At 69.0% G+C, this 26,271-nt stretch carries 28 protein-coding genes and 1 pseudogene; 14 read left to right on the forward strand and 15 right to left on the reverse strand.

Features of this window, described 5'->3' with window-relative positions:
* Positions 1-45: 45 nt before the first annotated feature.
* Positions 46-1,689, reverse strand: coding sequence for a DUF8094 domain-containing protein (locus ABD883_RS09715; RefSeq protein ID WP_345031682.1), 1,644 nt, complete (start codon positions 1,687-1,689; stop codon positions 46-48).
* 211 nt (positions 1,690-1,900) lie between these two features.
* Here ABD883_RS09715 and orn point away from each other — a divergent pair, with 211 nt between their 5' ends.
* Entirely contained in the window at positions 1,901-2,503 is a 603-nt protein-coding gene (gene orn, locus ABD883_RS09720; protein ID WP_345031684.1) for an oligoribonuclease, read from the forward strand.
* Between the two features lie 15 nt (positions 2,504-2,518).
* On the opposite strand, the gene ABD883_RS09725 is transcribed toward orn, so the two are convergent.
* A complete protein-coding gene (locus tag ABD883_RS09725; protein ID WP_345031687.1) occupies positions 2,519-3,472 on the reverse strand; it encodes an SCO6745 family protein in 954 nt (317 codons plus the stop codon).
* Between the two features lie 130 nt (positions 3,473-3,602).
* Between ABD883_RS09725 and ABD883_RS09730 the strand changes: the two genes are divergently transcribed.
* Both ABD883_RS09730 and ABD883_RS09735 read left to right on the forward strand, forming a co-directional pair.
* A complete protein-coding gene (locus tag ABD883_RS09730) occupies positions 3,603-5,438 on the forward strand; it encodes a glycosyltransferase family 2 protein (RefSeq protein WP_345031690.1) in 1,836 nt (611 codons plus the stop codon).
* Positions 5,360-6,262, forward strand: a complete 903-nt coding sequence (locus ABD883_RS09735; RefSeq protein WP_175406996.1) for a DMT family transporter — start codon at positions 5,360-5,362, stop codon at positions 6,260-6,262. Before ABD883_RS09730 ends, ABD883_RS09735 begins: the two co-directional genes overlap by 79 nt.
* 25 nt (positions 6,263-6,287) lie before the next feature.
* On the opposite strand, the gene ABD883_RS09740 is transcribed toward ABD883_RS09735, so the two are convergent.
* On the reverse strand, positions 6,288-7,232 hold the full coding sequence (locus ABD883_RS09740; protein WP_137320246.1) for an NADP-dependent oxidoreductase: 945 nt from the start codon (positions 7,230-7,232) through the stop codon (positions 6,288-6,290).
* Between the two features lie 180 nt (positions 7,233-7,412).
* Here ABD883_RS09740 and ABD883_RS09745 point away from each other — a divergent pair, with 180 nt between their 5' ends.
* Positions 7,413-8,654: an aminotransferase family protein gene (locus tag ABD883_RS09745; RefSeq protein ID WP_137320247.1), complete on the forward strand. Its 1,242-nt coding sequence runs from the start codon at positions 7,413-7,415 to the stop codon at positions 8,652-8,654.
* 100 nt (positions 8,655-8,754) lie between these two features.
* Here the strand turns inward: ABD883_RS09745 and ABD883_RS09750 are convergent.
* Positions 8,755-9,626: pseudogene (locus ABD883_RS09750) on the reverse strand (phosphotriesterase family protein).
* 137 nt (positions 9,627-9,763) lie between these two features.
* Entirely contained in the window at positions 9,764-10,189 is a 426-nt protein-coding gene (locus ABD883_RS09755) for an acyl-CoA thioesterase (protein WP_345031697.1), read from the reverse strand.
* Between the two features lie 201 nt (positions 10,190-10,390).
* On the opposite strand from ABD883_RS09755, the gene ABD883_RS09760 reads away from it, so the two are divergent.
* From ABD883_RS09760 to ABD883_RS09770, 3 genes are all read left to right on the forward strand, one after another.
* Positions 10,391-11,437 (forward strand): metal ABC transporter substrate-binding protein, encoded by a 1,047-nt coding sequence (locus ABD883_RS09760; protein WP_345031700.1) that lies wholly within the window; start codon positions 10,391-10,393, stop codon positions 11,435-11,437.
* Positions 11,438-11,588: 151 nt separating this feature from the next.
* Complete coding sequence (locus ABD883_RS09765; protein WP_345031703.1) at positions 11,589-13,496, forward strand: metal ABC transporter permease; 1,908 nt, start codon at positions 11,589-11,591, stop codon at positions 13,494-13,496.
* A gap of 59 nt (positions 13,497-13,555) precedes the next feature.
* Positions 13,556-13,876, forward strand: coding sequence for a hypothetical protein (locus tag ABD883_RS09770; RefSeq protein WP_345031706.1), 321 nt, complete (start codon positions 13,556-13,558; stop codon positions 13,874-13,876).
* A gap of 112 nt (positions 13,877-13,988) precedes the next feature.
* On the opposite strand, the gene ABD883_RS09775 is transcribed toward ABD883_RS09770, so the two are convergent.
* From ABD883_RS09775 to ABD883_RS09785, 3 genes are read right to left on the reverse strand one after another with little or no spacing between them, the layout of a single operon-like run.
* Positions 13,989-14,420 carry a cation transporter gene (locus tag ABD883_RS09775; protein WP_345031709.1) on the reverse strand — a complete coding sequence of 144 codons (432 nt, stop codon included), beginning with the start codon at positions 14,418-14,420 and terminating at the stop codon, positions 13,989-13,991.
* On the reverse strand, positions 14,420-14,575 hold the full coding sequence (locus ABD883_RS09780; RefSeq protein ID WP_175406998.1) for a hypothetical protein: 156 nt from the start codon (positions 14,573-14,575) through the stop codon (positions 14,420-14,422). The genes ABD883_RS09775 and ABD883_RS09780 overlap by 1 nt, the downstream gene beginning before the upstream one ends.
* Positions 14,572-14,781 carry a heavy-metal-associated domain-containing protein gene (locus tag ABD883_RS09785; protein ID WP_345031713.1) on the reverse strand — a complete coding sequence of 70 codons (210 nt, stop codon included), beginning with the start codon at positions 14,779-14,781 and terminating at the stop codon, positions 14,572-14,574. Before ABD883_RS09785 ends, ABD883_RS09780 begins: the two co-directional genes overlap by 4 nt.
* Positions 14,782-15,002: 221 nt before the next feature.
* Between ABD883_RS09785 and ABD883_RS09790 the strand changes: the two genes are divergently transcribed.
* Genes ABD883_RS09790 through ABD883_RS09800 form a run of 3 tightly spaced genes read left to right on the forward strand, consistent with a single transcriptional unit; the run spans position 15,003 to position 16,320 of the window.
* Positions 15,003-15,410, forward strand: coding sequence for a four-helix bundle copper-binding protein (locus ABD883_RS09790; RefSeq protein ID WP_345031716.1), 408 nt, complete (start codon positions 15,003-15,005; stop codon positions 15,408-15,410).
* Positions 15,411-15,438: 28 nt separating this feature from the next.
* The gene (locus tag ABD883_RS09795) at positions 15,439-15,906 is read left to right on the forward strand and encodes a beta/alpha barrel domain-containing protein (protein WP_345031719.1); all 468 of its coding nucleotides are present in this window, start codon (positions 15,439-15,441) and stop codon (positions 15,904-15,906) included.
* Between the two features lie 48 nt (positions 15,907-15,954).
* Entirely contained in the window at positions 15,955-16,320 is a 366-nt protein-coding gene (locus ABD883_RS09800) for a beta/alpha barrel domain-containing protein (RefSeq protein ID WP_345031721.1), read from the forward strand.
* Between the two features lie 23 nt (positions 16,321-16,343).
* On the opposite strand, the gene ABD883_RS09805 is transcribed toward ABD883_RS09800, so the two are convergent.
* The 7 genes from ABD883_RS09805 to ABD883_RS09835 form a co-directional block, all read right to left on the reverse strand.
* Positions 16,344-17,396 (reverse strand): type II glyceraldehyde-3-phosphate dehydrogenase, encoded by a 1,053-nt coding sequence (locus tag ABD883_RS09805; protein WP_345031723.1) that lies wholly within the window; start codon positions 17,394-17,396, stop codon positions 16,344-16,346.
* Between the two features lie 55 nt (positions 17,397-17,451).
* Positions 17,452-18,087 (reverse strand): DUF305 domain-containing protein, encoded by a 636-nt coding sequence (locus ABD883_RS09810; RefSeq protein WP_345031725.1) that lies wholly within the window; start codon positions 18,085-18,087, stop codon positions 17,452-17,454.
* Positions 18,084-20,303 carry a copper-translocating P-type ATPase gene (locus tag ABD883_RS09815; protein ID WP_345031727.1) on the reverse strand — a complete coding sequence of 740 codons (2,220 nt, stop codon included), beginning with the start codon at positions 20,301-20,303 and terminating at the stop codon, positions 18,084-18,086. The genes ABD883_RS09810 and ABD883_RS09815 overlap by 4 nt, the downstream gene beginning before the upstream one ends.
* 33 nt (positions 20,304-20,336) lie before the next feature.
* Positions 20,337-20,660, reverse strand: a complete 324-nt coding sequence (locus tag ABD883_RS09820) for a heavy-metal-associated domain-containing protein (RefSeq protein ID WP_094450695.1) — start codon at positions 20,658-20,660, stop codon at positions 20,337-20,339.
* A gap of 95 nt (positions 20,661-20,755) precedes the next feature.
* A complete protein-coding gene (locus ABD883_RS09825) occupies positions 20,756-21,868 on the reverse strand; it encodes a sensor histidine kinase (protein ID WP_345031731.1) in 1,113 nt (370 codons plus the stop codon).
* A complete protein-coding gene (locus ABD883_RS09830; protein WP_345031733.1) occupies positions 21,865-22,578 on the reverse strand; it encodes a response regulator transcription factor in 714 nt (237 codons plus the stop codon). Before ABD883_RS09830 ends, ABD883_RS09825 begins: the two co-directional genes overlap by 4 nt.
* A gap of 74 nt (positions 22,579-22,652) precedes the next feature.
* Positions 22,653-23,585, reverse strand: a complete 933-nt coding sequence (locus ABD883_RS09835; RefSeq protein WP_094450692.1) for a cation diffusion facilitator family transporter — start codon at positions 23,583-23,585, stop codon at positions 22,653-22,655.
* Positions 23,586-23,802: 217 nt separating this feature from the next.
* On the opposite strand from ABD883_RS09835, the gene ABD883_RS09840 reads away from it, so the two are divergent.
* From ABD883_RS09840 to ABD883_RS09855, 4 genes are all read left to right on the forward strand, one after another.
* The gene (locus ABD883_RS09840; protein WP_345031737.1) at positions 23,803-24,417 is read left to right on the forward strand and encodes a TlpA family protein disulfide reductase; all 615 of its coding nucleotides are present in this window, start codon (positions 23,803-23,805) and stop codon (positions 24,415-24,417) included.
* Complete coding sequence (locus ABD883_RS09845; RefSeq protein WP_345031740.1) at positions 24,414-25,193, forward strand: cytochrome c biogenesis CcdA family protein; 780 nt, start codon at positions 24,414-24,416, stop codon at positions 25,191-25,193. Before ABD883_RS09840 ends, ABD883_RS09845 begins: the two co-directional genes overlap by 4 nt.
* Before the next feature lie 90 nt (positions 25,194-25,283).
* Complete coding sequence (locus ABD883_RS09850) at positions 25,284-25,865, forward strand: CueP family metal-binding protein (protein WP_425548432.1); 582 nt, start codon at positions 25,284-25,286, stop codon at positions 25,863-25,865.
* A gap of 58 nt (positions 25,866-25,923) precedes the next feature.
* Complete coding sequence (locus ABD883_RS09855; RefSeq protein WP_345031746.1) at positions 25,924-26,196, forward strand: DUF1016 N-terminal domain-containing protein; 273 nt, start codon at positions 25,924-25,926, stop codon at positions 26,194-26,196.
* The last annotated feature ends 75 nt before the right edge of the window (positions 26,197-26,271 follow it).

A 26,271-nucleotide genomic window follows, 5' to 3' on the forward strand; every position in this document is an offset into this window, starting at 1 on the left:
TCGGGCGGTGTCGGCGGGCGGATGGTTCGGCGGGCCGGGGTGGGATCAGCGGGCGAGCTCGGCGTCGGCGAGCACATCGGAGACGCCGACGAGGGCGATCTGCGCGTTGCCGTCGGCGGGGACGGTGAACGACACGACCTGGAGGTTCTTCGTCACGAGCTTCCGGCTCGTCGTGCTCTCCCCGACGATCGACTTCTGCGGCTCGGGGATCGTCAGCGAGCCGGTGCGGCCCTCGACGGACTCCGGGGCGATCGTCGTCGTCACGGTGATGAGCCCGGTGACGATCGCACCGCCGTCGGCGGTCTGCTGGGCAGCGAGCTGGTTGCCCTCGGCCGGGGCGTACTCGAACTCGATGGTGCCGTTGCCCTCGGACAGCGCCTCGCGCTGGGAGGTCTGCGCGCGCTCCACCTGCTTCCGGAAGGCGTCCTCGGCGAAGTCACCGGCGAAGCGGGAGTCGTCGCCGTTCTGGAGCACGTCGGCGTACTGGCGCACGGTGTCCTCCGGAGTCTTCTTCAGACCCGCCTGGTCCGGTGCCAGGAGCTGGGACCCCTGGCGCGCATCGGCGACCTCGGGGATCGCCGCACCGGGCAGCAGCACGCTCTGCGACCACAGCTTGTAGTCGGCGCGCGCGTTCTCCTGCGACAGCACGAGGAGCTGCGATTGGCCCGACCCGCTGTCGGAGGTGATCGCGCTCGTCACGCGCGGCCACTGGTCCGTCGCCGAGGTGAAGTTCACAGTGATCGATTCGGCAGCGACGGCCGGGGGCAGCTCGTAGTCCTCCGACTTGTCCTTGACGGCGTAGGCGGACTGCCGCTGCTCGAGGAACGGCCCGGCCGCGCGGGCGGCGAGCGCATCGGCGTGGCGCTGTTCGTCGGACGCGGCGACGGAGTCCGCGATCTCCGTGATGACGCGTTCGAGCTGGGCATCGGTGACGACGGCGGGCGCGGACTCCGGCGGGTCCGAGGGCGCGGGCGTCGGGAGCTCGGCGGGTCCGCCGCAGCCGGCGAGTGCGATGACGGGGACGATCGCGAAGGCGGCTCCGGTCGCCGCGAGCCTGCGGCGCCGCTCGCGGCGGGCCTCCCGGCGCTGCTTCTCCTTCTGCGCGCGGCGCAGGTCCATGAAGCCGAGCACGAGGCCGAGCGCGACGAGGATCCCGCCGATGATCATGAGCGGCAGCGCCCACGGGGTCTCGGCGTGGTTGGGCCAGCTGATCTCCATGGAGGAGGCCGCGGGCGATTCGCCGTCGGAGGCGATGAGGAACGCGGTGCGCGCGGGCTCGGAGTCCCAGTCGAGGACGATCTCGCCCTCGCCGCTGAGCTGGGACTCGAACAGGTCGCCGTTCGCCGGGTTCGCGGTCTCGCCCTCGCCGCCGCCGGTCTCGACCGCCAGGGTCGATTCGTCGGCGAGCCCGGTGATGCGCGAGTGCGGGGTCTCCCCCACCCAGATGTCGATGTTCTCCTTCGAGGCCTGCGACAGCGTGAGCTCGCCCTCGCCCTGCACGGTGAGCGTGGCCGGCGTGTCGTAGAGGTTGAGCACCCCCGGCTCGATGACGAGCAGCGGGCCCGGCTCGCTCAGCGAGGCGGAGGCCGTGATCGTCTCGTCCGGTGCCCAGACGGTCTGCTGCAGGATGCCGATCGCGCCGACGATCAGACCGGCGACGATGAGCAGTCCCGAGACAACGTAGCGCACGCATTCCCCTTCGTCGTAGCCGCGCAGGGCATCCGCCGCGTGCGCGTTCCTCAGTCTAGATGACGGGTCCGCCGAGCGTGCGGAACCCTGCCCCGGAGGACGGCAGTCGATAGTACACACCCCGCCTGACATTTCGATGACAGCGCCCGTGGCGCACCTCACACCGGCTCGCCTCCGGTGTCCTCACCGGTCGACGACGTAGGATCGAGGCGTGGCTACTGACAGAATCGTATGGATCGACTGCGAGATGACCGGCCTCGAGGTCGGCACCGATGAGCTCATCGAGGTCGCCTGTCTGGTGACGGACTTCGACCTCGGGATCGTCGACGAGGGCGTCGACGTCGTCGTCAAGCCCTCGCAGGCGGCGCTCGACAACATGAACGCGTTCGTCACCGGGATGCACACGACCTCCGGGCTGCTCCCGCTGCTCGACGACGGGGTCACCGTCGCCGAGGCGCAGGACACCGTCCTCGATTACATCCGCTCCCATGTCAAGGAGCCGGGGAAGGCCCCGCTCGGCGGCAACTCCGTGGGCACCGACAAGACCTTCCTGTCGGTGCAGATGCCCGAGCTCGTCGACCACCTGCACTACCGGATCATCGACGTGTCCTCGATCAAGGAGCTCGCCAAGCGCTGGTTCCCCAAGGCCTACTTCAACGCCCCGGCGAAGACCGGCGGCCACCGTGCGCTCGGCGACATCAAGGACTCGATCGCCGAACTCGCCTACTACCGCGAGATCGTCTTCCGCACCGAGGGGCCGACGAGCGACGAGGCGATCGCCGCCGCCCGCCGGGTGTCGTCCGACCAGGGCTGAGGCGCCGACCCGCGCCTACGCCCGGTCGGCCTGCTCCCGGCTGGTGAGACCCGAGCCGGTGGCGAACAGCTTCTGCGGGAACGCACCCTGGGCGACGAGGATCTTCGCGAAGTCCTTCGCCTGCCCGTCGAGCTCCGCGAGGCGCTCGTCCGACAGCGCCTCCCACGACAGCGCGACCGAGGCGTCGGTCGCCTGCTCGATCTCCTCGCGCAGCGCCGCGGCCTCGTCGGTGATCCGGGCCTCGTCCCCGGCACCGAGCACGAGTCCGCGCTCGCGCAGCGACTCGACCGCGGCGTTCCACTCCTCCTCCGACCAGCCGCGGCTCTTGCGCGCGGCGGACGGACGGAACGAGGCACCGGTGAGGCAGTGGAGGACGATCGCCTCGAGCCCGGACAGGTCGTGGGTGATGAGGGCGCCGATGTGCCCGTCCCCGCGGTACTCGCGCAGCAGCGTCGCCGCTCTCCACAGGTCGAGGAACGGCTGCACGGCGGGATCCTGGGCCTGCACGCCCGGCGCGAGCGCCTCCTGGTGGGCGGCGAACAGCGTCCGGCCGTCGGGCAGCAGAGCGGTGAGCACAGGGTCGAGTGCGTCGACGAGGTGCTGGGCGAGCGCGGGCAGCTCCGGGCTGCGACCGCCCGGCGCCTCGGGTCCGAAGGCGCCGGCGAGGAACTGCTCCACCCCGGCCAGGCGCGCGGCGTGCACCGTCTCCGGGGCGGCGGTGTCCCAGCACTCCGGCACGAACCGGCGGATGTAGGCCGGGTTGAAGCTGTAGAAGGTCGCCGCGACCACGGAGGCCGGGACCCGGCCGAGCGGGGCTGCGCGCCCGGCGAAGTAGATCGCCGAGGGGTGCGTCACCCCGGTGCCGGCGATCGCCTCGCCGACGGGGCGGGCGAAGTACGTGGCCGAGTGGACGGATTCGACGCGCTTGGACAGTCGGCGGATGAGGTCGCGCCGTTGGGAGTTCACCATGTGCCCACCCTACTGAGCAGTGATCCGCATCACCACCTCCCGGCCCGGCGCACCGGTCGTACAAGCAGATTTCATCTGTTCGGCAGGTCCGCGCCACCGCGTGCACCGCTGCCGGTCCGACCCTGGTCCCATGACCGTCCTGCCGCCGCACGCCCGGACCGGATTCCCCACCGCACCCCGCTCGCGGGTGGGGCCCGCCGACCTGGAGATCCCGCTCGGGGCCCGCAGCCGGCTCTACCGGGCGTTCGAGATCCTCCCCGGCGCGGTGAGCATCTCCGCGATCCTCCTCGTCTTCCTCGTGCCTCTCGTGTCGCCACGGGCGGGAGCGGTCTACGTGCTGTGCGTCGTCGGGGTGATGTTCCTCCGCGCGATCCGCGGCTCGGTCGACCTCGCCCGCGGCTACACCCGGTTCCGCGCCTCGGCCCGCATCGACTGGGCCGCTCGGCTCCGCGACATCGGACGCACTCTCGAGGGCCGGAGAGTGCCGGCGAGCCCGCCCCATGCCTTCCGCGCCGAGCGGCACCGTGCGCTCCTCGCGCAGGTCGCCGCGCACCCTGAGCGCTACCCGCACCCGGCATCGCTCGTCCACGCGGTGGTCGTCGCCGCGTACAACGAGTCGTACTCGGTCATCGCCCCGACGCTGCGCACCCTGGCCTGCAGCTCCACGCCGGGCGAGCAGATGTGGATCGTGTTCGCCTACGAGGAGCGCGGCGGTGCGGAGATGGAGCACACCGCCCAGCGGCTGCGCGCGGAGTTCGGCCACCGCTTCGCGGTCTTCGAGCTCGTACGGCACCCGCGCGACCTGCCCGGTGAGATCGCCGGCAAGGGCGCGAACATCACGCATGCCGGACAGCACCTCCAGGCGCTCGCCGTGCGGCGCGGGGTCGCCGCGGAGTCCGTCCTCGTCACCACTCTCGACTGCGACAACAAGCCGTACGAGAGCTACTTCGACTACGTCGCCTACGAGTACATCGCCTGCCTCGAGCGGAAGCGACGCGCCTTCCAGCCGATCAGCCTGTACCTCAGCAACATCTGGGACGCCCCGGCCGTCACCCGCGTCATCGCCTCGGCGAACTGCTTCTGGAACCTCACGTGCACGGTGCGGCCGTTCTCGCTGCGGAACTTCGCCTCGCACACCCAGCCGCTCGATGCGCTCGTCGAGATGGGCTTCTGGTCCACCCGCACGATCGTCGAGGACGGCCACCAGTTCTGGCGCTCGTACTTCCACTTCGAGGGCGACTACGCGGTAGTGCCGATCCACGTCCCGATCCACCAGGACGCGGTCCTGGCCGGCACCCTGCGGCAGACCATGGGCGCCCAATTCAGGCAGCTGAGCCGCTGGTCCTACGGGGCCTCCGACATCGCCTACGTCGCCGCCGGCGTGTTCGGCGCGCAGCGGCGGGTCCCGCTGCTGCGGAGCACCCTCCACCTCCTCACCCTGCTCGAGGGGCACGTGACGCTCGCCTGCGTGTCGGTGATCATCGCGCTCGGCGGCTGGACCCCGTTCCTCATCATGCGCCGGACCGGGGGTGCGGATGCGCTGGTGAGCCAGATGCCGCTGCTCGTCGGGATGATCCAGCAGATCGCGATGATCAGCCTGCTGATCTCGCTCGTCGTGTTCTGGAACCTCCTGCCGCCGCGCCCCGTGCGCTACGGGCCGGCGCGCAGCGTCGCGATGCTCGCCCAGTGGCTCCTCTACCCCGCGACGATCCTCGGCTACAACGCGACCACCGCGCTGTACTCCCAGAGCAGACTGCTGCTGGGCCGGTACCGGGAGCGGTTCGAGGTCACCGAGAAGGTCGCCGGCGGCGGGGCCGGGATCCCTGCAGCCGGGCAGGTGCGGCTGGGTACAGTGGGGCTGTGCGCGATGCCCGGTACAGTGGGGCTGTGCGCGATGCCCGGTACTACCTCTTCCTCGTCCTCGCCAACGCGTTCTGGGCGGGCAACTTCGTCGTCGGCGGACTGATCGCCGACTCCGTCTCCCCGCTCTTCCTCACCACGGTCCGCTGGGTGCTGGCGACCGTGCCGCTGTTCGTCCTCGCCGCGTTCGTCGAGAAGCCGGACTGGAAGGCGGTGTTCGCCGAGTGGCGGCTCCACGTGCTGCTCAGCTGCCTCGGGCTCATCGGCTACGCGCTCTTCACCTATCTGGCGCTCGCCCACACCTCCTCGGTGTCGGCCTCGCTGCTCAACTCGGTGGGCCCTGCGCTCATCGCGGTCGTCGCCGTCCTCGTCGCCCGGGAGCGGCTGACCGGGACGGCGGTGCTCGGGCTCGCGCTCTCCCTGCTCGGCGCGGTGATCGTGCTCGTGCGCTTCGACGGCGGCGGGGTCGGGCTCGACCTCGGCATCGGCACCCTGTTCATGCTCGTCGCGGTGAGCGTGTTCGTCGTCTACACGGTGCTCGGCCGGTTCCTGACCTCCCCGCCGGTGTCGGCGACCGCCGTCCAGGCGCTCTTCGCCTCGGCGGTGCTCGTGCCGGCGACGCTGGTGCTCGGGGCACCCGGCCCAGCGGACGGGATCACGTGGCTCGGGGTCGTCTACATCGGGATCTTCCCGTCCGCGCTGTCCTACCTCATGTGGAACCTCGCGGTGCGTGGGATCGGGGCGGCGCGCGCCGGGGTCTACCTCAACCTCGTGCCGTTCTTCACCGCGATCATCGGCCTCTTCATCGGCGACCCGATCACGGGGATCCAGGTGCTCGGCGGGATGCTCATCGTCGCCGGCGTCGTCATCACCTCACGCCGGCCGAAGGCGGCGGGGACTCCGCCCGCCCCGTCCGGCTCCCCGGGTTGAGACGTCTGACCCAGGTGCGCTGGGCTCAGTCGGCCCAGACTGCCAGGTCGAGGACGAGCCGTCCGCGGACACCGCCCTGCTCGAACCGGGCGTGCGCCTCGGCGGCCTGCTCCGGCGGGTGCACGTCGGCGACGACGAGCTCGAGGGTGCCGTCCTCGACCGCAGTGCGGAGGTCCTCGAGCAGCGCGCGGGAGCCGTACTCGGTGACGACGGCCGTGCGGCGGAACCGGATGTCGCGCTCCCCCGTCCCCTTCCAGAACCGCACCGCGGCGTAGCCGCCGCCGTCGCGCACCGCGGGCACCGCCTTCTCGTCCATCACCGCGGCGTCGATGAGCCCGTCGACGCCGTCGGGGACGATCGCCCGGATCCGGTCGGCGACATCGTCGCCGCGCTCGACCACGTGATCCGGGCCCGCGGACTCCACGAGTGCGCGGTCCTTGTCCGCCGCGTCGGCGATCACCGAGAGGCCGGCGCGCTTCGCCAGGCGCACCGCGTACTGGCCGAGGGTGCCGGCCGCCCCGGTGACGGCGAGCGTCTGTCCGGGTGAGAGCTCGAGCTTGGCGAGCGCCTGGAGCGCGGTGAGGCCGTTCATCGGCAGGGTGGCCGCCTGCTGCAGGCTCGCCCCCTCCGGGATCCGCACGAGCGCGTCGTCGGCGGCGACGAGGAGCTCGGCGTAGGCCCCGCCGTGCTCGCTCACCGGGACGGCCATCGTCATGACCTCCTCGCCCACCTGCCAGGCGCTGCCCTCGCCGACCTCGTCGACGACTCCGGCGGCATCCATGCCGGGGACGTAGGGCGGGGTGAGGCTGCTGACGTCCTGCACCCCGGCGCGGAACGTCGTGTCGGTGGGGTTGACGGCTGCGGCGTGGACGCGGATGCGCGCCTCGCCCGGACCCGGGTGGGGTTCCGGCACGTCGTGGACGGCGAGGGCGCTGGGCCCTCCGAACTCGGTGACTCCGATGACCTTCATACCCTGGGCAACCACGGCGGGCGCGCACGCATTCCTCATCCCGCGCCGCGTTCCGCATGCCGGGATTGACCCGCCGAACGGGGCGGGCGAGACTGGACGGGACAGCACGCATCGCAGCGCGCACGCCGCAGAGCACGAGGCGCACGCCGCAGCGCACATCGAGTCGAGGAGGACCGCACAATGGCGCATCGGGTATGGAACGGGCAGGCGCAGATGCCGTCGGTCATGGATTCCCAGATCGAGATCGTCAAGGGCGAGGGCTCCTACGTGTGGGACGCGCAGGGGAAGAAGTACTTCGACGGCTCGGCGAGCCTCTGGTACGCGAACATCGGCCACGGCCGCACGGAGCTCGCCGAGGCCGCCTACAAGCAGATGCTCGAGCTCGAGACTTACCACACCTTCGGACGGTTCATCAACGAGCCGGCGCGCACCCTGGCCGACCGGCTCGCGGCGATGTCGCCGATCGAGAACCCCAAGGTGATCTTCAACTCCGGCGGCTCGGACGCGATCGACGTCGCCTGCAAGCTCGCCCGCCGCTACTGGCAGGCCGTCGGGGAGACCGAGCGCACGGTCATCGTGTCCCGCGACACCTCCTACCACGGGCTCCACGCCTTCGGCACCGCGATCGCCGGCCTCGAGCCCAACCGCGAGGGCTACGGCACCGAGTCGCTCGTGCCCGACACCGTCCGGGTGTCGGCGAACGACCCGGCGCGCCTCGAGGAGCAGATCCTCGCGATCGGCCCGCAGCGCATCGCCGCGTTCGTCGCCGAGCCGGTGATCGGCGCCGGCGGCGTCATCGGGCCCGCGGACGGCTACTTCGAGACCGTGCAGCGCCTGGCGAAGGAGCACGGCTTCCTCTTCATCGCCGACGAGGTCATCACCGGGTTCGGCCGCACCGGGAAGATGTTCGCCTCGGAGCGGTACTCCCTCGACCCCGACATCCACACCATGGCCAAGGGCCTGACCTCCGGCTACGCGCCGCTCGGCGGGATCCAGATCGCCGAGCGCGTGTGGGAGCCGTTCTTCACCGGGGGCGAGGAGGCGCCGGCCTTCCGGCACGGCGTCACCTACTCCGGGCACGCCACCGCCTGCGCCGTGGCGCACGCCAACCTCGACGTGCTCGAGCGGGAGGACCTCGTCGACCGTGCCGGCAAGCTCGAGGACGTCCTCGCCACGGAGCTCGACACCCTCGTGGGCGTCGACGGGATCGCCGAGGTGCGCTCGCGGGCCGGATTCCTCGGCGCCGTGAAGTTCACCGAGGACCTCGTCAGCGAGACGATCGTGCGCCGGGCCGCGGAGCGCGGCGTGATCCTCCGGGCGCTGCCGGACAACGCGCTGCAGATCTCCCCGCCCTTCGTCGCCGAGCCCGAGGACCTCGCGCTCACCGTGTCGGCGATCCGCGAGTCGGTCGCGGAGGGCTGAGGCCTCACCGCCACCACGACAGGGCCCCGGCGAGCAGTCGTGCTCGCCGGGGCCCTGTCAGCTGCTGCTCGGCCCGCCTTCTCCGGTAGGCCCGCAGCTCCTACTCGAAGTAGCGCCGCGGGTTCGCCACGAGCATCATGTCGATGTCGGCCTCGGTGACCCCGCGCTCGCGCAGCGCCGGCAGCACGTCCTCGCTGATGTGGCGGAAGTTCCACTTCGGCACCGCCTGGACCTTCGCCTCGGCGTCGAACCAATCGATGAAGCACGAGGCGTCGTGGGCGAGCACCACCCGGTCGGTGTACCCGCGGCGCACGAGCTCGGCCACGGTGTCGACGCGCTGCTCGAACGGCAGGAGCACGTCGAGGCCGAACCGGTCCATACCGAGCAGCGAGCCCTTGTCCGCGACCCGCATGAGGTAGTCGAGGTCGGTGGTGTCGCCCGAATGGCCGATGACGACCTTGGTGAGGTCCGCGCCGATGCCTCGCCGACCGCCCGCATCACCCGCTCGACGCCGCGCGTGAGGCCCTGCTCCTCGATCGCGCACTTGAGGAAGGCCGCGCGGACCCCGGTGTCGGCGATCCCCTCGGTGAGGTCGCGGACGAAGAGATCGACGAGCGGCTCGGGCACGTCGAACAGGAGCCCGGGACCGGTGTAGTGGAACTGGAATGGGATCTCGTTGTACGTGTAGAGGCCCGTCGCGGCGACGATCTGCAGGTCGGTGCCGGCGGCCACCTGCTGGATGCGCGGGATGTAGCGGCCGAGCCCGAGCACGGTGGGGTCGAGGATCGTGTCGATCCCGAGCTCCTTGAGCTCCTGGAGATCCCGCTGCGCCTGAGCGACGCGGGCGTCCTCGTCCCAGTCCTGATAGTTGATCCGGTGCTCCTCGCCGAGCACGAAGACATGCTCGTGGACGAGCGTCCATCCGAGGTCCGCGCTGTCGATCGGTCCCGTCACCGTCTGCACCTGTGCCATACCGTCTCCTCATCGAGTGGACGCGACGGTCGGATGGCCGCCGCCGGTGATCCACGTCACATCTTGGATCACGGTCGCCCACCAGGGCAGGACCACGGATCGCCGGTCGGCGGGCGGATTCTGGACGGAGAGTGAGGTCAGCGCTCCACAGGCGGCTGCGCCTGCTGGTCCGCGAGCGCCGCCTCGAGCCGGGCCCGGTCCTCCGCGGACGGCGGTGCGCTCCGGCGGGTCTCCCGGTCCCAGAACACGACGACGGCATGGGAGCGGGCGACGACGGTGCCGTCGGGAGTCCGCATGGTCTCCGCAGTGCGCAGGCTCGTGGTCCCCAGGCGCTCGATCGCGCACTCGACGGCCACGGTGCCCGCGTCGACCGTGAGCTCGGAGACGTAGTCGATCTCGAGGCGGGCGATGAGATGGCTGTCCGCGCCGGCGAGCGCGAGACCGCTGCGCAGCCACGTCGAGCGGGCCTCGTCGAGCAGGGTGAGATAGGTCCCGTGGTACACGTGGCCATTGGTGTCGAGATCGCGCCACCGCAGCGGCACGTCGATGATGTGGGTCGTCACTGTGCTCCTTCGCATCGTCCCGACGCCCGCCCCGGGCGCCTCTTCCATCCTCGCACAGCGCCCGGCGAACGCAGCCTGGGCGCCCGGGCGGGAAAACGGATGCGCATATCCCTATCTCACTATTTTTGCCCGCCTCGCCGGGGGTCTATATTCGCACTCAGCGCCGTGCTCATCGGCGGTATTCCGAATCAGAAAGAATTGATGATGCTCTCTCGCCGCGTGGTCCCCGCCGTGCTCGCCGTCCCGCTCCTCGCCCTCAGCGCCTGCGGCAGCGGCGGTGGCGCCGAGCCCGGTGACGACCCCGTCGCCATCGCGACCTCGAGCACGCTCGGCAGCGTGCTCGGGCAGATCACCGAGTGCGCCGGGACGAGCTCGACCTCGCTCATGGGCCCCGGCGACGACCCCCATACCTTCCAGCCGTCCTCGGCCCAGGTGGCCGAGCTCGCCGGCACGGAACTCGTCATCGCCAACGGGCTCGGGCTCGAGGGCGGGCTCGAGTCCGCGCTCGCCAACGCCGCCGAGGACGGTGCCACCGTGCTCGAGGTGGCGCCCGAGGTCGACCCGATCCCCTGGGGCGGCGAGGCGCACGACCACGGCGAGGAGGGCCACGAGGAGCACGAAGGCCACGAGCACGCCGAGGACGGTCACGATCACGCCCACGAGGAGGACTCTGCGGCACCCGGTGGGGAGGCGGATCCCCACGCCGGCCACGACCACGGCTCCGAGGATCCTCACTTCTGGCTGGATGCGAGCCGGATGGCCACCGCCGCCCACATCATCGGCGAGGCCCTCACCGAGCAGACCGGGGAGGCCCAGTACACCGAGTGCGGCGAGAAGGTCGAGCAGGAGCTCACCGACACCGATGCCGAGGTGCGCGAGATCCTCGCCGACATCCCCGCGGAGAAGCGGGTCCTCATCACCGACCACGAGGCGTTCGGCTACTTCGCCGCGGCCTACGACTTCGAGGTCGCCGGCGTCGTGGTGCCCGGCGGCTCGACGGACGCCGAGCCGTCCTCGGCCGAGCTCGCGGAGCTGACCTCCGTCATCGAGGACACCGGGGTGCCGGTGATCTTCTCCAACACCGCCGCCTCGACCCCGCTCATCGACGCCGTGGCCGCGGAGGTCGGCACCGATGTGTCCGTCGTCGAGCTCCACGTCGGCAGCGTCGGCCCGGCGGATTCCGCGGCGGCCACGTATCAGGGCATGATGGTGGACAACGCCACGAAGATCGCCGAGGCGCTCGCCTGAGTTCCGCACCGGCCCTGCCGGAACGGACAGGGCAGGCCCGGCCGCAGCCGTCCTCCGGACGGCACGCACCTCGTCGGCCCCACCCCGTCGGCACCGCCGCCGGTCGCGCCCGCGGCCGGCGGCCCGATCCACCAGGACTGGCTCGCAGACTATGGAATGGTTCACCGAACCCTTCGCGCTGGGATTCCAGCAGCGCGCGCTCATCGGCGGTCTGATCTCGGCCGTCATGGCCTCGGTCGTCGGCGTCTGGCTCGTGCTGCGCGGCATGAGCTTCTTCGGCGACGCGTTCGCCCACGGCATCCTGCCGGGCATCGCCGTCGCCATGCTCCTCGACGTCTCCCCCGCGCTCGGCGCGGCGGCGGCGATCGTCGCTATGGTGCTCCTCATCGAGTGGATCCACCGGGCCACGCCGCTCCACGAGGACACCGGCATCGGCCTGCTGTTCGTCGCGATGATGGCGCTCGGCGTCGTCATCATCTCCACCATGGACCAGTACACCGGCAGTCTCACCGGGATCCTGTTCGGCGATGCGCTCGGCGTCACGCCCGAGGTGCTGCGCGGCATGTTCGTGCCCGCCGTGGCGGTGCTCCTCGCGTCTGCGATCCTCTACCGTCCGCTGCTGTCGCTCGCGTTCTCGCAGAGCAAGGCGCAGTCGCTGGGGATGCGGCCGGGGATCATCCATGTGCTCCTGCTCGTGCTCATCGCCGCCGCCGTCATCGTCGGCTTCCGCTCGGTCGGCACAATGCTCGTGTTCGGGCTGCTCGTCGGCCCGCCGGCCACGGCCTCGCTGCTGTCGCGCACCGTGCCGCAGATGTTCGCGTGGTCGACGCTCATCGCAGTGTTCTCCGTGTGGGCCGGACTGCTGCTGAGCTTCCACCTCGGGACCGCGGGCTCGGCGACGATGGCCCTCGTGCCGATCGCCCTGTTCTTCCTCACCCTGATCATCCGCCAGCTCGACCAGGCCGTGCGCCATCGCACCGTCGGACGCGGCGAGCCCTCCGCCGGGAGCGCGGACTCGGTGCTCGCCCCGGGCTCCGCGCCGGAGCGCCGGGCGCCGGGCGCGTCGGTGCTCGACCCGCACAGCGGCACCGCGGCCGCCGGGCCGGCCGCGGTGCCGGCGACCGGAAGCCGTGAGGATCCCGGGGGCGACCGGGCGGGGCACGGCACCGGGCACGGGGTCGCCGGGCGCCGGGCTCCGGATTCCCGGCTCCACGAGTCCTTCACCGATCCCGAGCACGTCCTCACCCCGGCGGAGGTGCCGCTCGCCGAGGCCGAGGGCATCGTGCTCGCCTACGGGCAGCACATCGCGACCGCACGCTCGACGTTCACGCTGCGGCAGGGCGACGTCGTCGCGATCATCGGCCCCAACGGCTCGGGCAAATCCACGCTCCTCCACGCGATCGCCGGCCTCATGCCGCCGCGCGCCGGGCGCCTGCGGGTGCTCGGGGCGAAGCCCGCGCTCGGCTGGCGCAAGGTCGCCTACGTCATGCAGGCCGTCGAGGTGCCCGCCGGCATCCCGCTCACCGTGCGCGAGGTCGTGGCGATGGGCCGCTACTCGACGCTCGGCTGGTTCCGCCCGTTCCGGCGGCACGACCGGCAGCGTGTGCAGCAGGCGATGGAGGCGCTCGGGATCACCGATCTGGCGCGCCGACACCTCTCGGAGCTGTCCGGTGGTCAGCGCCAGCGCGTGTACGTCGCCCAGGCGCTCGCGCAGGACCACATCGCGCTCCTCCTCGACGAGCCGCTCACCGGGCTCGACATCGTGTCCGCGCGGACGATCGACCGGATCATCCATGCCGAGCACGAGCACGGCCACTCCGTCGTCATGACCACCCACGATCTCGAGGAGGCGCGTGCGGCCGACCATGTGCTGCTGACCTCGGGCCGGGTGCTCGCCTCAGGCCCGCCGGAGCAGGCGCTCACCCGCCGCAACCTCGAAGTCGCCTACGGCCTCGGCTCGCTCCACGGGGACGAGGATCCCGACACCGAGCTCCCGGAGGTCCTCCCGGATCCGGTGCACGGCCTGCACGACGACCCGAGCGACCCGACCGCGCGGTGAGACGACGTGCTCGCGCGGAGTTGGACGGTCCCACCGACCGCTGACTAGCCTCGGGAGGCATGGACTCGACGCGCACCGACTCCCCGCAACGCACCGGATCCGAGAGGAACAACTGGCTCCTCCTCGCCCTCGTCGCGCTCGTGTCGTTCGGCGGGGCGGTGCTCTACGCGGTCGTCGACGATCCGGATTCACCGATCTACCTCGCGTACTTCGTCGTCATGGCCGCCGCGGTGGCGGGCATCGCCTTCTGGTGGTTCGGCGCGCACCCGCCGCGCCTGTCCGGACCGCGGTGGGGTACCTCGGGGTCGTCGTCCTCCTCATCGCCGGTGGGACGCTGCTCGGCATGGTTCCCGGCACGCGCGCCATCGCCTCATGGCTGACGATCGGGGCGTGCTTCGTCCTCTACGGCCTGCTCGAGCGGTCTGCCGCGATCGCGGCGACCGGCGGAGCGACGCTGATCGCCGCGGTCGCGGCCTACGCCCTCGACCTCGCTCAGCTCGGCCTCGTGCTCGAGATCGTCACGAACTGCAGGGCGGGGATCATCGAGATGAGAATGACCGGCACCGCTAACACGACGCTGATGAGCAGTCGTTGACGCAGCACCTCCAGCTCGCGGTCCCTGCGGTCCCCTTCAGTGGAGTCGCCGTCGTCTCCGGTTCCGGCAGTGGTGGGGAGCTGAGCCCGGTAGCCGGCGTCCTCCACCGTGGTGATCAGACGCTGGGGGTCGAACCCGGCAGGTGCGGTGACCCGGGCCTGCTCGGTGGCGTAGTTGACGCTGGCGCTGACACCGTCGAGCTTGTTGAGCTTGCGCTCGATCCGGTTCGCGCACGAGGCGCACGTCATGCCCTCGATGTCGAGCTCCACGGCGACGGTCTGCGGTTCGGAGTCGCGAGCCAGCGATGTGTCGGCGGGCTGGACGGCCATCAGGCACCTTCCTTCTCGTGGTGGTCCTGCTCAACGTCTTGCATCCAGGACTCCACGAGGGAGTCGGGGATGAAGGCGCTGCCCGCGCCGTACGCGGCGGTGAAGACCGCCAGCAGTACGGCCGCGTACAGCGTCAGGCGGATGCCGGCACTCACGCAGGCACCGCCTGGTAGCCGGCCTCCTCGACCGCCGCGACGACCGCCGCGGAGTCGACGCCGGCTTCCGAGGTGACGACGAGCTGTCCGGTCTCGTGGGAGACCTCGACATCGGTGACGCCGGCGATCTCCTCGACTTCTTCCCGCACCGACATCTCGCAGTGACCGCACGTCATACCGGTCACAGAGAACGTGTTGGTAGCCATGTCGAACCTCCTCCGTTGAATACCCCCGACGGGTATCGCTGATCGAAATATACCCGGCGGGGGTATAGGGGTCAAGGGGCATTGCGGGTCGGGGAGGGCGCCCGGGTGGATCTTCACTGACTCTTCAAGGCTCGCGGGGTTCAGGTGGTCCAGGGTCCGCGCGTACGGTCGCAGTAGGGCGCGGATTCCGCTGCGCCTGGTCGAAGTGGAAGGAGAGTTCCATGTCGCATGTAGTTTCGATGATTGAGACCCATCCTGCAGGTGCGCAGGGGGTTGACAAGGATACGCTCGCCGCCTGTATCGCGGCGTGTTTCGAGTGTGCGCAGACATGCACGGCTTGTGCGGATGCGTGTCTGAGCGAAGAGATGGTGGCCGACCTGGCGGCGTGCATCCGCGCCGATTTGGATTGCGCGGACATCTGCATCGCCACGGGCAACGTGCTCTCGCGGTTGACCGGCACGAATCCGGAAGTCATCCGGTCCCTGGTGGAGACGTGCCGGACGGTGTGCCGGGCGTGTGCGGAGGAGTGTGAAAAGCACGCTCAGATGCACGAGCACTGCCGCATCTGTGCTGAGGCGTGCCGACGGTGCGAAGAGGCGTGTGCCGCGTTGCTGAAGGCCTTGGCCTGAGATGAAGCACGGCTCTGATTCGGCCCGGGTGGACGACATGTTCACCCGAGTCAGGAGTGGCGCGGGTTTCATCGCGGCGTTGGATCAGAGTGGGGGCAGCACGCCGCAGGCGCTGCGGCTCTATGGGATCAGCGAGGATTCCTATTCCAGCCCGGCGGAGATGTTCGATCTGGTGCATCGGATGCGCACCCGTGTCATCACCAGTCCGGCCTTCAACGGTGATCGCATCCTGGGGTCGATCCTGTTCGAAGACACCATGGACCGGGAGATCGACGGGCGTCAGACGGGTGAGTACCTGTGGGAGGTGAAGGGCATCGTGCCGTTCCTCAAGATCGACAAGGGACTGGCAACGCAGGCCCACGGTGCCCAGGTCATGAAGCCCATCCCCGAGCTGGACGCCCTGCTGACCCGCGCGGTGAGCAGGCACATGTTCGGCACGAAGATGCGCTCGGTCATCACGATGCCCGGACCGGGGTTGGATGCCGTCGTCGCCTAGCAGTTCGCCATCGCTCGGCAGGTTCTGCGGTTCGGGTTGGTGCCCATTGTGGAGCCCGAGGTCGACATCCACTCTCCCGACAAGGCAGGGGCCGAGGACCAGCTGCGAACTGCCATCCGGGAAGAGCTCGACGGGCTCGGCGAGGATCAGCCGGTCATCCTCAAACTGACCCTGCCCGAGCGTGATGATCACTACCGTGAGTTCGTGGACCATCCGCGGGTGGTGCGGGTGTTGGCGTTGTCGGGCGGCTATTCCCGCGCGGACGCCAACACCCGCCTGGACCGCAACCATGGGATGATCGCCAGTTTCTCCCGCGCCCTGACGGAAGGACTGGCCGCGGATCAGACCGATGCGCAGTTCACCGCGGCACTGGATGCAGCGATTGCGTCGATCGTCGCCGCATCACGCACCTGACGCACGCGGTCGGGGGCAGAAGGTCAGTGGTGGGCAAACGACTTCACGAAATCGCGGCGCACCCCCAACGCGGTGTCGGTGCGGCGAATGGAATCGTCACCGTCCTCGACCGAACCCGCCAGGGCTCGGATGGCGTCGATGTTCTCCGGGGTCACGATGGCCTGGTTATCGACCGTGTACGTGCAGAACAGTTCGGTGCCTTCCACGGTGAGGATGTCTTCCCAGACTGCGACTTCGTACATGTCCCCGCGGGGCCTGCCGAGGTCCTGCATCAGCTCGGCGGTGCTGTTGACCGCCACGATGCCGTCGGAGCGCCGGACGAAGGCGATCCTGGGCACCGCCCGGAACGCCTCGAGGACCTCGGCCTTCTCGACGGGACGGGTGAGCTCGACTGTCCAGTAATGCAGGTGGTTCTGGGTATGGGCTCCTTTCGCCGCCATGGTGACGACGTCGAGGTCGGGAACCACCGTTTGGGCATCGGGCCCCTGGTGGCTGGGGATGCGTCCCTCAGGGACGATCGTGTTCATGATCCCGGAGTGGTCGGACTCCCAGGGGTCGGTCGCCCGCCGGATGAGCACGCCGCGCGCCTTTGACAGGAGCCCGACGTTCTTCAGCGCGGTGAGGGTGCGCACGGTCGCGGTGGTGTTGCACGAGACGACCCGGGTGGAGTCGCGGCCGCGGGTGGAGCTGTAGTTGGCGTGGGCGACGAAGGAGTGCCCCGTGAGATCGTGCTTCTCCCCGCCCTGGAATACCGATCTCACGTGATGAGCTCGGTAGAGGTCGAGGTTTCCCGCCCCGACTTTGGCCGGGGTGCAGTCCACGACGACGTCGACTTGATCGAGCAGGTCAGGCAGCTCACCTGCCAGGGCATGCCCGGAGGCACGCATTTCCTGATGGGCCTCAGAGGTGGAGGCGAAGACGGGGATGTCGCGCGCGGCGGCGGCCGCGACCCGATAGTCGGCGGTGATGTCGCTGACGCCGATGAGTGCCATGTCGTGTTGGGCCCGGACGGCGTCGGCGACGCGTTTGCCGATGACCCCGTACCCGTTCACCGCGACTTTGATCTTGGTGTCCATGCTCATTCCTTTCGAGGTGGTGCGCGTGTCCCACGGTGGGCTCGTCGCCCGCGGGTCAGAGTTCGTCGAGCATCGTCTTCATCTCCTGGATCTCTGCTTCCTGGTCTTCGATGACCTGCTCGGCCAGCGCTATCGCCTGCGGGTTCTGCCCGTCGGACACCTGCTGTTCGGCCATTTCGACGGCACCCTCGTGGTGTCTGGTCATCTGCTCCAGGTACAGCTTCGCGGCCTCGGTGCCGGTGGCGTCTTCGAGCTGCTGCATGTCGTCTTCGCTCATCATCCCGCTCATGCCGCCGTGACCGCCGTGACCGCCCGAGTCACCCATGTCGCCCATGGGTTCCTGGCCCCAGGCTTCGAGCATGGCGTTCATCCGGTCAATCTCGGGCCCCTGCGCGTCGATGACTCCCTGGGCGAAGTCAGCGACGTTCTGCGGGATGTCGTCCTTGGCCAGCAGGGTCTCGCTCATCTCGACGGCCTGCTGATGGTGCGGGATCATCATCTGCGCGAACATCACGTCGGCATCGTTGTGCTCCTCGGAGATCTCTCCTTCGGAGCCGGCGGTATCGGTGACGACCGAGGTCGCAGGGGCGGGATCTTCCCCTGTGCCGGCGGGGTCGGCGTTCCCGGCGCATGCCGAGAGGATCAGCGTGCCGGCGACGGCTGCCGCAACTGCCAGTGGTGTGCGCTTCATGATGTGACCTTTCCTTTGTGGTGGACGGTTTCTGGTCGGGACGTCTCGGCGGGGGTCGGTGCCAGCCATGCCGGGTTGAGTTCGGTGCGGCGCAGCAGCTGTGCGTTGAGCGCGACGATGATCGTCGACAGGGACATCAGGATCGCGCCGACGGCCGGGGAGAGCACGAACCCGATGGGGGCCAGGACTCCGGCGGCCAGCGGGACGGCGAGGACGTTGTAGCCGGTCGCCCAGACCAGGTTCTGGATCATCTTGCGGTAGCTGGCCCGCGACAGATCGATCATCGACAGCACTGCTCGCGGGTCGTCGCTGGCCAGCACGACGCCGGCCGATTCCATCGCCACGTCGGTGCCGGCCCCGATCGCGATGCCGACGTCGGCCCGGGCAAGGGCGGGGGCGTCGTTGACGCCGTCGCCGACCATCGCCACCGACAGTCCCCTGTTCTGCAGGTCGATGACGGCGGAGTCCTTGTCCTGCGGGAGCACTTCGGCGAAGACCTCGTCGATGCCGAGGTCGCGGCCGACGGCGTCGGCGACCTGCTGCGCGTCACCGGTGATGAGCGCGACCTTCACACCGCGTTCCTGCAGGGCGTGGACCGCGGCCCGGGATTCCGACCGCACCTGGTCCTCCAGGGCGACCGCGCCGATAATGGTCCGGTCCTGGACGATGTGCAGGACGCTGGCACCGCGCTGCGTCCATTCCTCGACATCGGCTGCGATCTCGGCTGGTGATTCCAGTCCGTAGTCGCGCAGCATGTTGGGACCGCCCACGGTGATCTCGGAACCCTCGACGACGGCGCGGACCCCGCGACCGGCGGCGGCGGTGAACTCGCGTGCCTGCAGGCGCGCCGCGGCCGCTTCCGGGTTTTCGGCTGCCGCTGCGGTGATCGCACGTGCCACCGGGTGTTCGCTGTTGGCCTCGGCGGCGGCGGCCAGCGCCAACACGCGGCCTTCGCTGATTCCTGACACATGCGCGGTCCCGGTGACGGCGTGGGCGCCCTGCGTGAGAGTGCCCGTCTTGTCGAAGAGCACGATATCGATCGAGCGCATCCGCTCCAGCGCGAGCCGGTCCTTGATGAGCAGGCCCGACCGGGCGGCCTTCTCAGTCGAGATAGAGATCACCAGCGGAATTGCCAGTCCGAGTGCGTGCGGGCAGGCGATGATCAGCACTGTGACGGTGCGGATGACGGCCTGGTCGGGCGCGCCCAGCAGCGTCCAGATGAGCGCAGTGATGATGCCGGCCCCCAACGCGAACCAGAACAGCAGCGCTGCGGCACGATCGGCCAGCGCCTGCGCCCGCGACGACGATGCCTGCGCGTCGGCGACCATCCGCTGAATGCCGGCCAGGGCAGTCTCGCCGCCGGTGGCTTCCACGGTTAGACGCACCGCGTTGTCCGTGGCGACGGTGCCGGCCACTATCTTGTCACCGAGCTCACGCGGGACGGGTTTGGACTCACCAGTGATCATGGACTCGTCGAACTCGGCGTGCCCGTCGATGATGCGGCCGTCGGCAGGCACCCGGGCCCCGGACCGGACCAACACCGTGTCACCCGTCTGCAGTTCGGCGATCGGGACGGTGACGATCCCGGACTCGGTGACCTTCTCCGCCTCGTCGGGCAACAGCTCGGCCAGCGCGTCGAGCGCACCGGATGCCGCACCGAGTGCGCGCATCTCCAGCCAGTGCCCCAACAGCATGATGGTGACCAGCAGCGCCAGCTCCCACCAGAAGTCGAGCATGAAGTCGCCGATGCCCAAGCTGGTGGCCCAGGAGGCGACGAAGGCCACCGTGATGGCCATCGCGATCAGCAGCATCATCCCCGGCTGCCGTGATTTCAGCTCATTGAGCCCGCCCTTGAGAAAGGGCATGCCGCCGTAGACGTAGATGACGGTGCCCAGCACCGGGGCGATCCAGGCCGAGCCGAAGAACTCGGGCACCTGGTAGCCGAGCAGGTCGGCGACCATGTGGCTGAAGATGACGACCGGCACCGACAGGATCAGGCTGACCCAGAACCGGTTCCGGAACATCGCAACACTGTGCCCGGCGTGCTCCCCATGGCCTGCATGCTCGTCATGGTCGTGCCCGGCATGACCACCGTGGGCCGGTGCCGGGCGTTCATCGAGGGCTGAGTGCCCGTGTCCCTGCGGCATCGCCTGTCCGTGGCTGCCCGCGTCGAGGTGATCGTCGTGGTGCTGGTGGTGGTGCTCCGGATTGCTCATCGTTGTCCTTCACAGTCGGGGATGGGTAGCCGATCAGGCTTCTGCTGCGGGGTAACCGGCCGCGGAAAGCGCCGATTGCAGCGCCGCAGAGTCCACCGGTGCGCTGCTGTTCACCGTGACAGTGGACTGGCCGTGGGGCACCAGCGTGACGTCCACCTGGGCGTTCGCATCCAGTGTTTGCACGACGTTGGTTACCCGCGAGGCGCAGCCCTGGCAGGTCAGCCCCTCCACTGCGAGCGTGACCGTGGAGACCGGCTCAGCACTGCTGCCGGTTGCGTTTGTAGTGGCGGTGTCGGCTGGTGCGCAGCAGGCACATCCTGCCGATGCGAGGGGCAGCTGGCGGGAGGATGCGGTCATGATGTGCTCCTGACTAGTGGGCTCGGAGAGGTGGAGAGAGCCTCCAACAACCCCGACTATACCCCCGGGGGGTATGTGAGTAAAGGTGTTTGTTCTCACGGGTAGGCCTTTCCAGGGGTGCGGGGCAGTTCGATGGTGAACTCGGAGCCGTGTCCGGGGCCGGCGGAGGAGGCGGTGAGGGTGCCGCCGTGAGCTGCGATGAGGGCGTGGGAGATCGTCAGGCCGATGCCGGAGCCGCCGTGGTCGCGGTCGCGGGCGGTGTCGCCGCGGTAGAAGCGTTCGAAGATGTGGGTGAGCTGGTCGGCGGTCATGCCGTCGCCGGTGTCGGTGACGCGGATGAGCACGGTGTCGCTGGTGCCGGTGGCGGTGAGGGAGACGGTTCCCTTCGGTGGGGTGTGGCGCAGGGCGTTCGACAGGAGGTTGTCGAGGACTTGTGCCAGCCGTTGCCGGTCGGCGATCAGGACGTCGGCGTCGGCCGCGGTGGTGAGCGTCACTCCCTTGGCCGCATAGTTCTCCCGGACTGCGGCGGCGCAAGTTTCGAGCAGGTCGGCGAGGGGCAGGGGGGCCGGGTCGAGGTCGATCCGGCCTTCCTCGGCGCGGGAGACATCGTCGATGTCTTCGACGAGGCGTGTCAGGCGTGCCAGCTGTTCGGCCATCACGGCGTCGGTGGTGGGGTTCCACTCGACGACCTCGTCCTGCAGCCCCTCGAGGTAGACGGAGAGGACCGAGACCGGGGTGCTCATCTCGTGGGCGAGGTCGGACAGGATGCGCTGCCGCGTTTCCTCGGTGCGTGTCAGCTGGTCGGCCATCATGTTGAACGCCCGGGCCAGGGAATCGAGCTCGACGCCGGCGCCGAGCACCGGAACGCGCACGTCGTAGTTGCCATGGGCAACTTCGGCTGCCGCAGCGGTGAGCTGTTCCAGCGGGGTGCGGATCGTGCGGGAGAGCAGAAAGCTGGCCAGGAGCGCGCAGGCCAGACCGGTGCCCAGGGCCACTGCCAGAGTGATCAGGTTCGCGTCGCGGTAGGCCTGTTCGACATGGAACAGTTCCGGGGATCCTCCCGGGATGCCGGCCAGCTCCAGGTGTTCGTGGAACAGCGGGGGCCCGGCCAGGGTGGCGACTGCCACCGCTCCGAGCAGGCTTGCCGCCACCACGATCAGCTGGGTGGCGAACAGGCGGGCGGCCAAGCCGGAGTTGCGCAGTCTCATCGGGGCACCATTCGGTATCCGACGCCGCGGACGGTCTCGATGAGGCCGCCACCGTCGGGCTCCTCGCCGAGCTTGCGCCGCAGATGGCCGATGTGGACATCGACGATCCGTTCGTCGCCGACCCACGACGTGTCCCAGACGGCGTCGATGAGCTGCCGGCGGGAGAGCGCGCGGTTGGGTGCTGCAGACAAGGCGACCAGCAGGTTGAACTCGGTGCGCGTCAGGGGAAGCACCGCGTCAGCCCGCCGGATCTCGTGGCCGGCGAGGTCGATGGTGAGATCACCGACGACGCGGACGGAATCCTGGGGTGGGTTTCCGGTGCGGGGACGCCTGAGCACGGCGTGGACTCGGGCGACCAGTTCCCGGACGCTGAAGGGTTTGGTGATGTAGTCATCCGCGCCGGCGGCAAGCCCCAGGAGCTTGTCGTTCTCGCTCCCCCGGGCGGTCAGGATCAGCACGTAGCACTCCGACATCGCCCGCACGCGACGGCAGACCTCGATTCCGTCGAGCCCGGGCAGTCCGAGGTCGAGGATCAGCACGTCCGGCTCCTCGGCCCTGACGCTGTCGAGCGCCTGGACTCCGGTGTGTGCCTGCTCAACGTGGAAGCCGTCTCGGCTCAGATAGGTCGCCACCATCTGCGCCAGAGGCTTTTCATCCTCGGCAACGACGATGCGTCCGCCAGAGTGGTGGTCGGTTCGTTCAGCCCGCATGTACCCAGTCTGTCCCCAGTGCTGGCGGCACACAGCCCTCAGCGCCCGCTGCGGCCGGAATCTTCGTCAAACCTTCAAATGCCCGGGTCTGTCCCGCGCTCGGGGGGTCTGGTGATGTCGATGCTCGTGGCGGCCTCGGCCGGGCAGGTGCGCTCGATCTGCAGCGTGGAGAAGTAGATGTCGAACCGGTCGGTGAGCAAATCGGTCGCCTGTTCCAGCACGGCCTCATGCTGGGCCGGGTTGACCACGTGCAGGTGCGCGGAGAAGACGGTGCGCCCTGAGGTGATGGTCCAGGCGTGCACGTGGTGGACGTCCTCAACCCCGTCGATCTCCTCCAGCGCGGTGATCGCTGCCGGCAGGTCGAGGTGTTCGGGGGTGCCCTGGAGCAGGATTCTCAGAGCTGACCGGATGATGGTCCACGATGCCCACAGCAGCACCACGCCGAAGACCATGCCCAGCAGCGGGTCGATCGCGAGGAAGCCTGTCAGTCGGATGACCACCGCGGAGATGATGATGATGAGGCTGCCGACGAAGGTCTGCAGGATGTGCCAGAACGCGCCCTTGATGTTCAGGTTCGTCTTCTGACGTTGGTAGAGCAACCAGAACGCGATGAGCTCGGTGACAATGCCACCGGTGGCCACCCAGAGCATCACGGTGGTGGGCAGCTCGATCGGATCGGCCAGCCGCATGGCACCCATGTAGAACACGTAGGCGGCCATCAGGGCGAGGAAGAGTCCGTTGAACAGCGCCCCAATGATCTCCGCGCGGGCCCACCCAAAAGTCTCCTGCGCAGTGGCGGGGCGTTGGCTCAGACGCTGGGCGACCAGCGCGATCAGCACCCCGCCGACAGCCGAGAACGTGTGGAAGGCATCGGAGATCACCGCGACCGACCCGGACCACAGCCCGATGACCAGCTCGATGACGAAATACACTCCCGTCAGCCACCCGGAGATCCGGAGGGCTTTGCGGTCTCCGTCGACTGGCAGATGTCCGCTGTGTTCGCTCATCCTGGCCTCCGCGTTGACCTGTCAGGGGAATTGAACTTCCGGGGAGACAGCGCACGGCATCGTCGGGCCGCACGCTAATCCGAATGTAACCCACCTCACCTCGACGGGGCTGTCACCAGGGCAATCTTCGTCAAATCTTCAAGAAGCCTGGTCCTTTCACCATCGGCAGCTCGACCAGAATGGAGGGAATCGTTTTCCTGCGAGTCGAAGAAGAAGGATGCTCTCACCTCTGTCGCGTCGTTCGATGATCCGCCGGTCAGGCTCGTTGACCGTCCTCCTCGCGCTCGGTCTGGCCGGGTGCGGCAGCGATCCCGACGAGTTGGCCGACCAGGTGCCGGAGGTCACTGAGCAGGGCTACATCTCCGGGGCCGGCGTCATCACCCAACTCCCCATCGGTGAGCGGGGTGAGCCGATCGAGTTGGCCGGCGAGTACACCGACGGCACCGCCTTCGCCCTTGCCGACTGGCGTGGGGCCCCGGTGGTGCTCAACCTCTGGTACGCGGCCTGCCCCCCGTGCCGCAAGGAAGCACCGGCGTTGCAGGCCAACTACGAGCGGTACCAAGAAGACGGCGTGAAGTTCTTGGGCATCAATGTTCGCGATGAGGCACCGGCCGCCGACGCGTTCGCCAGGACGTTCGATCTGACGTTTCCGTCCATGCTCGATCAGGACGGCCTCGGGGTCGCGGCGCTCGGTTCGGTGCTGCCCGCGCAGGCGGTCCCGTCCACCGTCGTCCTGGACGCTCAGGGCAGGGCGGCGGCGCGGGTGATGGGAGCTGTGGACGCGTCGACCCTTAAAGCGTTGATTGGTGACGTGCTGGAGGAGTCGGCATGACACTCACAGCCTCCATCGGTGAGACCTTTTCGCAGACCGCCCTGTCCGGTCCGATGCTGCTGGCGATCCCGGTGGCCATCCTGGCCGGGGCGGTGTCGTTCTTCTCCCCGTGCGTCCTGCCGCTGGTCCCCGGCTACGTCGGCTACGTCACCGGGTTGGGCGCCGCCGCCTTGACCGACCGGAAGATCAGCCGGGTCGTCATCGGGGTCTCCCTGTTCATTGCCGGCTTCGCCACAGTCTTCGTGTCGATGGGCCTGGCGTTCAGTCTCGCCGGTGTCTTGCTCAGCCAGTGGGCCGATGTCCTCAACCGCGTGATGGGCGTGGTCGTCATCATCGCCGGCATCGTGTTCATGGGCGGGATCGGCATGTTCCAGCGCACCGCCCGCATCACCAAGCGTCCACCGGCCGGGCTGTGGGGCGCCCCCGCCCTGGGTGCCACCTTCGCGTTCAGCTGGGCCCCGTGCATGGGTCCCACACTCGCGGCGGTGCTGGCGCTGTCGACCAGCTTCGGGGTAACCGGCACCGACGGCATCTGGCGCGGTGCCCTGCTGACGCTGATGTACTGCCTCGGGCTGGGAGTGCCGTTCATCGTCGTGGCCGTGCTCATCGTCAAGGGCACCGGCAGGCTGCAGTGGGCCAGAGACCACCACCTCCTGATCAGCCGGATCGGCGGGGCGATGCTCATCATCATCGGCGTGCTGCTCGTCAGCGGCGTCTGGACCCAATGGGTCAACAGCCTGCAAGGCATGATCGGCGGCTTCGAAACCATCATCTGACACACCCCCGACCATCCAGTGAGACCACGCGTGGGCAGCCGTCACTCCTGCGCATGCTGACCCTCGGGCACCGGCCCGAACGACAAGGAGATGAACGTGAAACGAGTAGCGATCGCTGCAGCGACACTCTCGCTGGTGCTGGCAGGATGCGCGCCGGCAGCAGACGCCGAACCATCACCAAGCACCGACTCGCAGGCTGAGTTCCTTAACACTTACGACCTCGACGACATGGATGCCGTCGAGATCATCGATCATCTGGACCGGCTCGAGACAGCCGAAAGACCAGCAGACCTGATCGCATCTGTCTATCCCGATGAGCTGGTGCTGACCGACAACAGGCAGGAAGTGGTCCTGGACCTGCCGCAGAACCTGTCGTATCTGTCGATCGCCCCCTACGTCGAGCAGACACATGACTGCTTCTATCACAGCCTGACCACTTGCCAGGGTGAGCTCAGCAACGCAACCGTCGACGTCGAAATCACCGACAGCACTACTGGGGACGTCGTGGTCGACGAGCAGGCGACCACCTTCGACAACGGGTTCGTCGGCTTCTGGGTGCCCAGCGACATCGACGGCACCATTGAGATCAGCTACGACGGCCGGACAGGCACCTCGGACTTCACCACCACCGACGAAGGCGCCACCTGCATCACCGACCTGCAACTCGTCTAACACCCGGTGGGCGAAGCGATTCCCGCAGCAGACCCCGGATGCCGGGACAATAAGGCGTATGGCTTCTGCAGATGTCGCTCTTCCCGATGGTTATCGCCACACGCTGGAGGCGCTCAAGCAGCGTGTCCACCAGGCCCAGACACGGGCGCAGCGGACGGTCAACACTGAGCTGATCCAGCTGTACTGGTCGATCGGGAAGGAAATTCTCCTCCGCCAAGAACAGCAAGGCTGGGGCAGCAAAACCATCAGCCGACTAGCCGAAGACCTGCGAGCCGAGTTCCCGCAGATGCGGGGCTTCTCGCCCCGGAACCTGCAATATGAACGGGACTGATGCACGTTTAAGTGTCAGTTTGGGTTTCACGCTGCGAGGTTCGCAGCGGGTTTCATGATCGCCTCGTACTCCACC

The sequence above is a fragment of the Brevibacterium pityocampae genome (assembly GCF_039541555.1).
In the GTDB taxonomy this organism is placed as follows: domain Bacteria; phylum Actinomycetota; class Actinomycetes; order Actinomycetales; family Brevibacteriaceae; genus Brevibacterium; species Brevibacterium pityocampae.

What these genes read in the sequence shown, in the direction of transcription:
- ABD883_RS09725 (WP_345031687.1), bottom strand. Translation starts at nt 3,472, where the DNA reads ATGGTGAACTCCCAACGGCGCGACCTCATCCGCCGACTGTCCAAGCGC.
- ABD883_RS09730 (WP_345031690.1), top strand. Translation starts at nt 3,603, where the DNA reads ATGACCGTCCTGCCGCCGCACGCCCGGACCGGATTCCCCACCGCACCC.
- ABD883_RS09740 (WP_137320246.1), bottom strand. Translation starts at nt 7,232, where the DNA reads ATGAAGGTCATCGGAGTCACCGAGTTCGGAGGGCCCAGCGCCCTCGCC.
- ABD883_RS09745 (WP_137320247.1), top strand. Translation starts at nt 7,413, where the DNA reads ATGGCGCATCGGGTATGGAACGGGCAGGCGCAGATGCCGTCGGTCATG.
- ABD883_RS09760 (WP_345031700.1), top strand. Translation starts at nt 10,391, where the DNA reads ATGATGCTCTCTCGCCGCGTGGTCCCCGCCGTGCTCGCCGTCCCGCTC.
- ABD883_RS09765 (WP_345031703.1), top strand. Translation starts at nt 11,589, where the DNA reads ATGGAATGGTTCACCGAACCCTTCGCGCTGGGATTCCAGCAGCGCGCG.
- ABD883_RS09770 (WP_345031706.1), top strand. Translation starts at nt 13,556, where the DNA reads ATGGACTCGACGCGCACCGACTCCCCGCAACGCACCGGATCCGAGAGG.
- ABD883_RS09775 (WP_345031709.1), bottom strand. Translation starts at nt 14,420, where the DNA reads ATGGCCGTCCAGCCCGCCGACACATCGCTGGCTCGCGACTCCGAACCG.
- ABD883_RS09785 (WP_345031713.1), bottom strand. Translation starts at nt 14,781, where the DNA reads ATGGCTACCAACACGTTCTCTGTGACCGGTATGACGTGCGGTCACTGC.
- ABD883_RS09790 (WP_345031716.1), top strand. Translation starts at nt 15,003, where the DNA reads ATGTCGCATGTAGTTTCGATGATTGAGACCCATCCTGCAGGTGCGCAG.
- ABD883_RS09805 (WP_345031723.1), bottom strand. Translation starts at nt 17,396, where the DNA reads ATGGACACCAAGATCAAAGTCGCGGTGAACGGGTACGGGGTCATCGGC.
- ABD883_RS09810 (WP_345031725.1), bottom strand. Translation starts at nt 18,087, where the DNA reads ATGAAGCGCACACCACTGGCAGTTGCGGCAGCCGTCGCCGGCACGCTG.
- ABD883_RS09815 (WP_345031727.1), bottom strand. Translation starts at nt 20,303, where the DNA reads ATGAGCAATCCGGAGCACCACCACCAGCACCACGACGATCACCTCGAC.
- ABD883_RS09820 (WP_094450695.1), bottom strand. Translation starts at nt 20,660, where the DNA reads ATGACCGCATCCTCCCGCCAGCTGCCCCTCGCATCGGCAGGATGTGCC.
- ABD883_RS09825 (WP_345031731.1), bottom strand. Translation starts at nt 21,868, where the DNA reads ATGAGACTGCGCAACTCCGGCTTGGCCGCCCGCCTGTTCGCCACCCAG.
- ABD883_RS09830 (WP_345031733.1), bottom strand. Translation starts at nt 22,578, where the DNA reads ATGCGGGCTGAACGAACCGACCACCACTCTGGCGGACGCATCGTCGTT.
- ABD883_RS09835 (WP_094450692.1), bottom strand. Translation starts at nt 23,585, where the DNA reads ATGAGCGAACACAGCGGACATCTGCCAGTCGACGGAGACCGCAAAGCC.
- ABD883_RS09840 (WP_345031737.1), top strand. Translation starts at nt 23,803, where the DNA reads ATGCTCTCACCTCTGTCGCGTCGTTCGATGATCCGCCGGTCAGGCTCG.
- ABD883_RS09845 (WP_345031740.1), top strand. Translation starts at nt 24,414, where the DNA reads ATGACACTCACAGCCTCCATCGGTGAGACCTTTTCGCAGACCGCCCTG.
- ABD883_RS09850 (WP_425548432.1), top strand. Translation starts at nt 25,284, where the DNA reads ATGAACGTGAAACGAGTAGCGATCGCTGCAGCGACACTCTCGCTGGTG.
- ABD883_RS09855 (WP_345031746.1), top strand. Translation starts at nt 25,924, where the DNA reads ATGGCTTCTGCAGATGTCGCTCTTCCCGATGGTTATCGCCACACGCTG.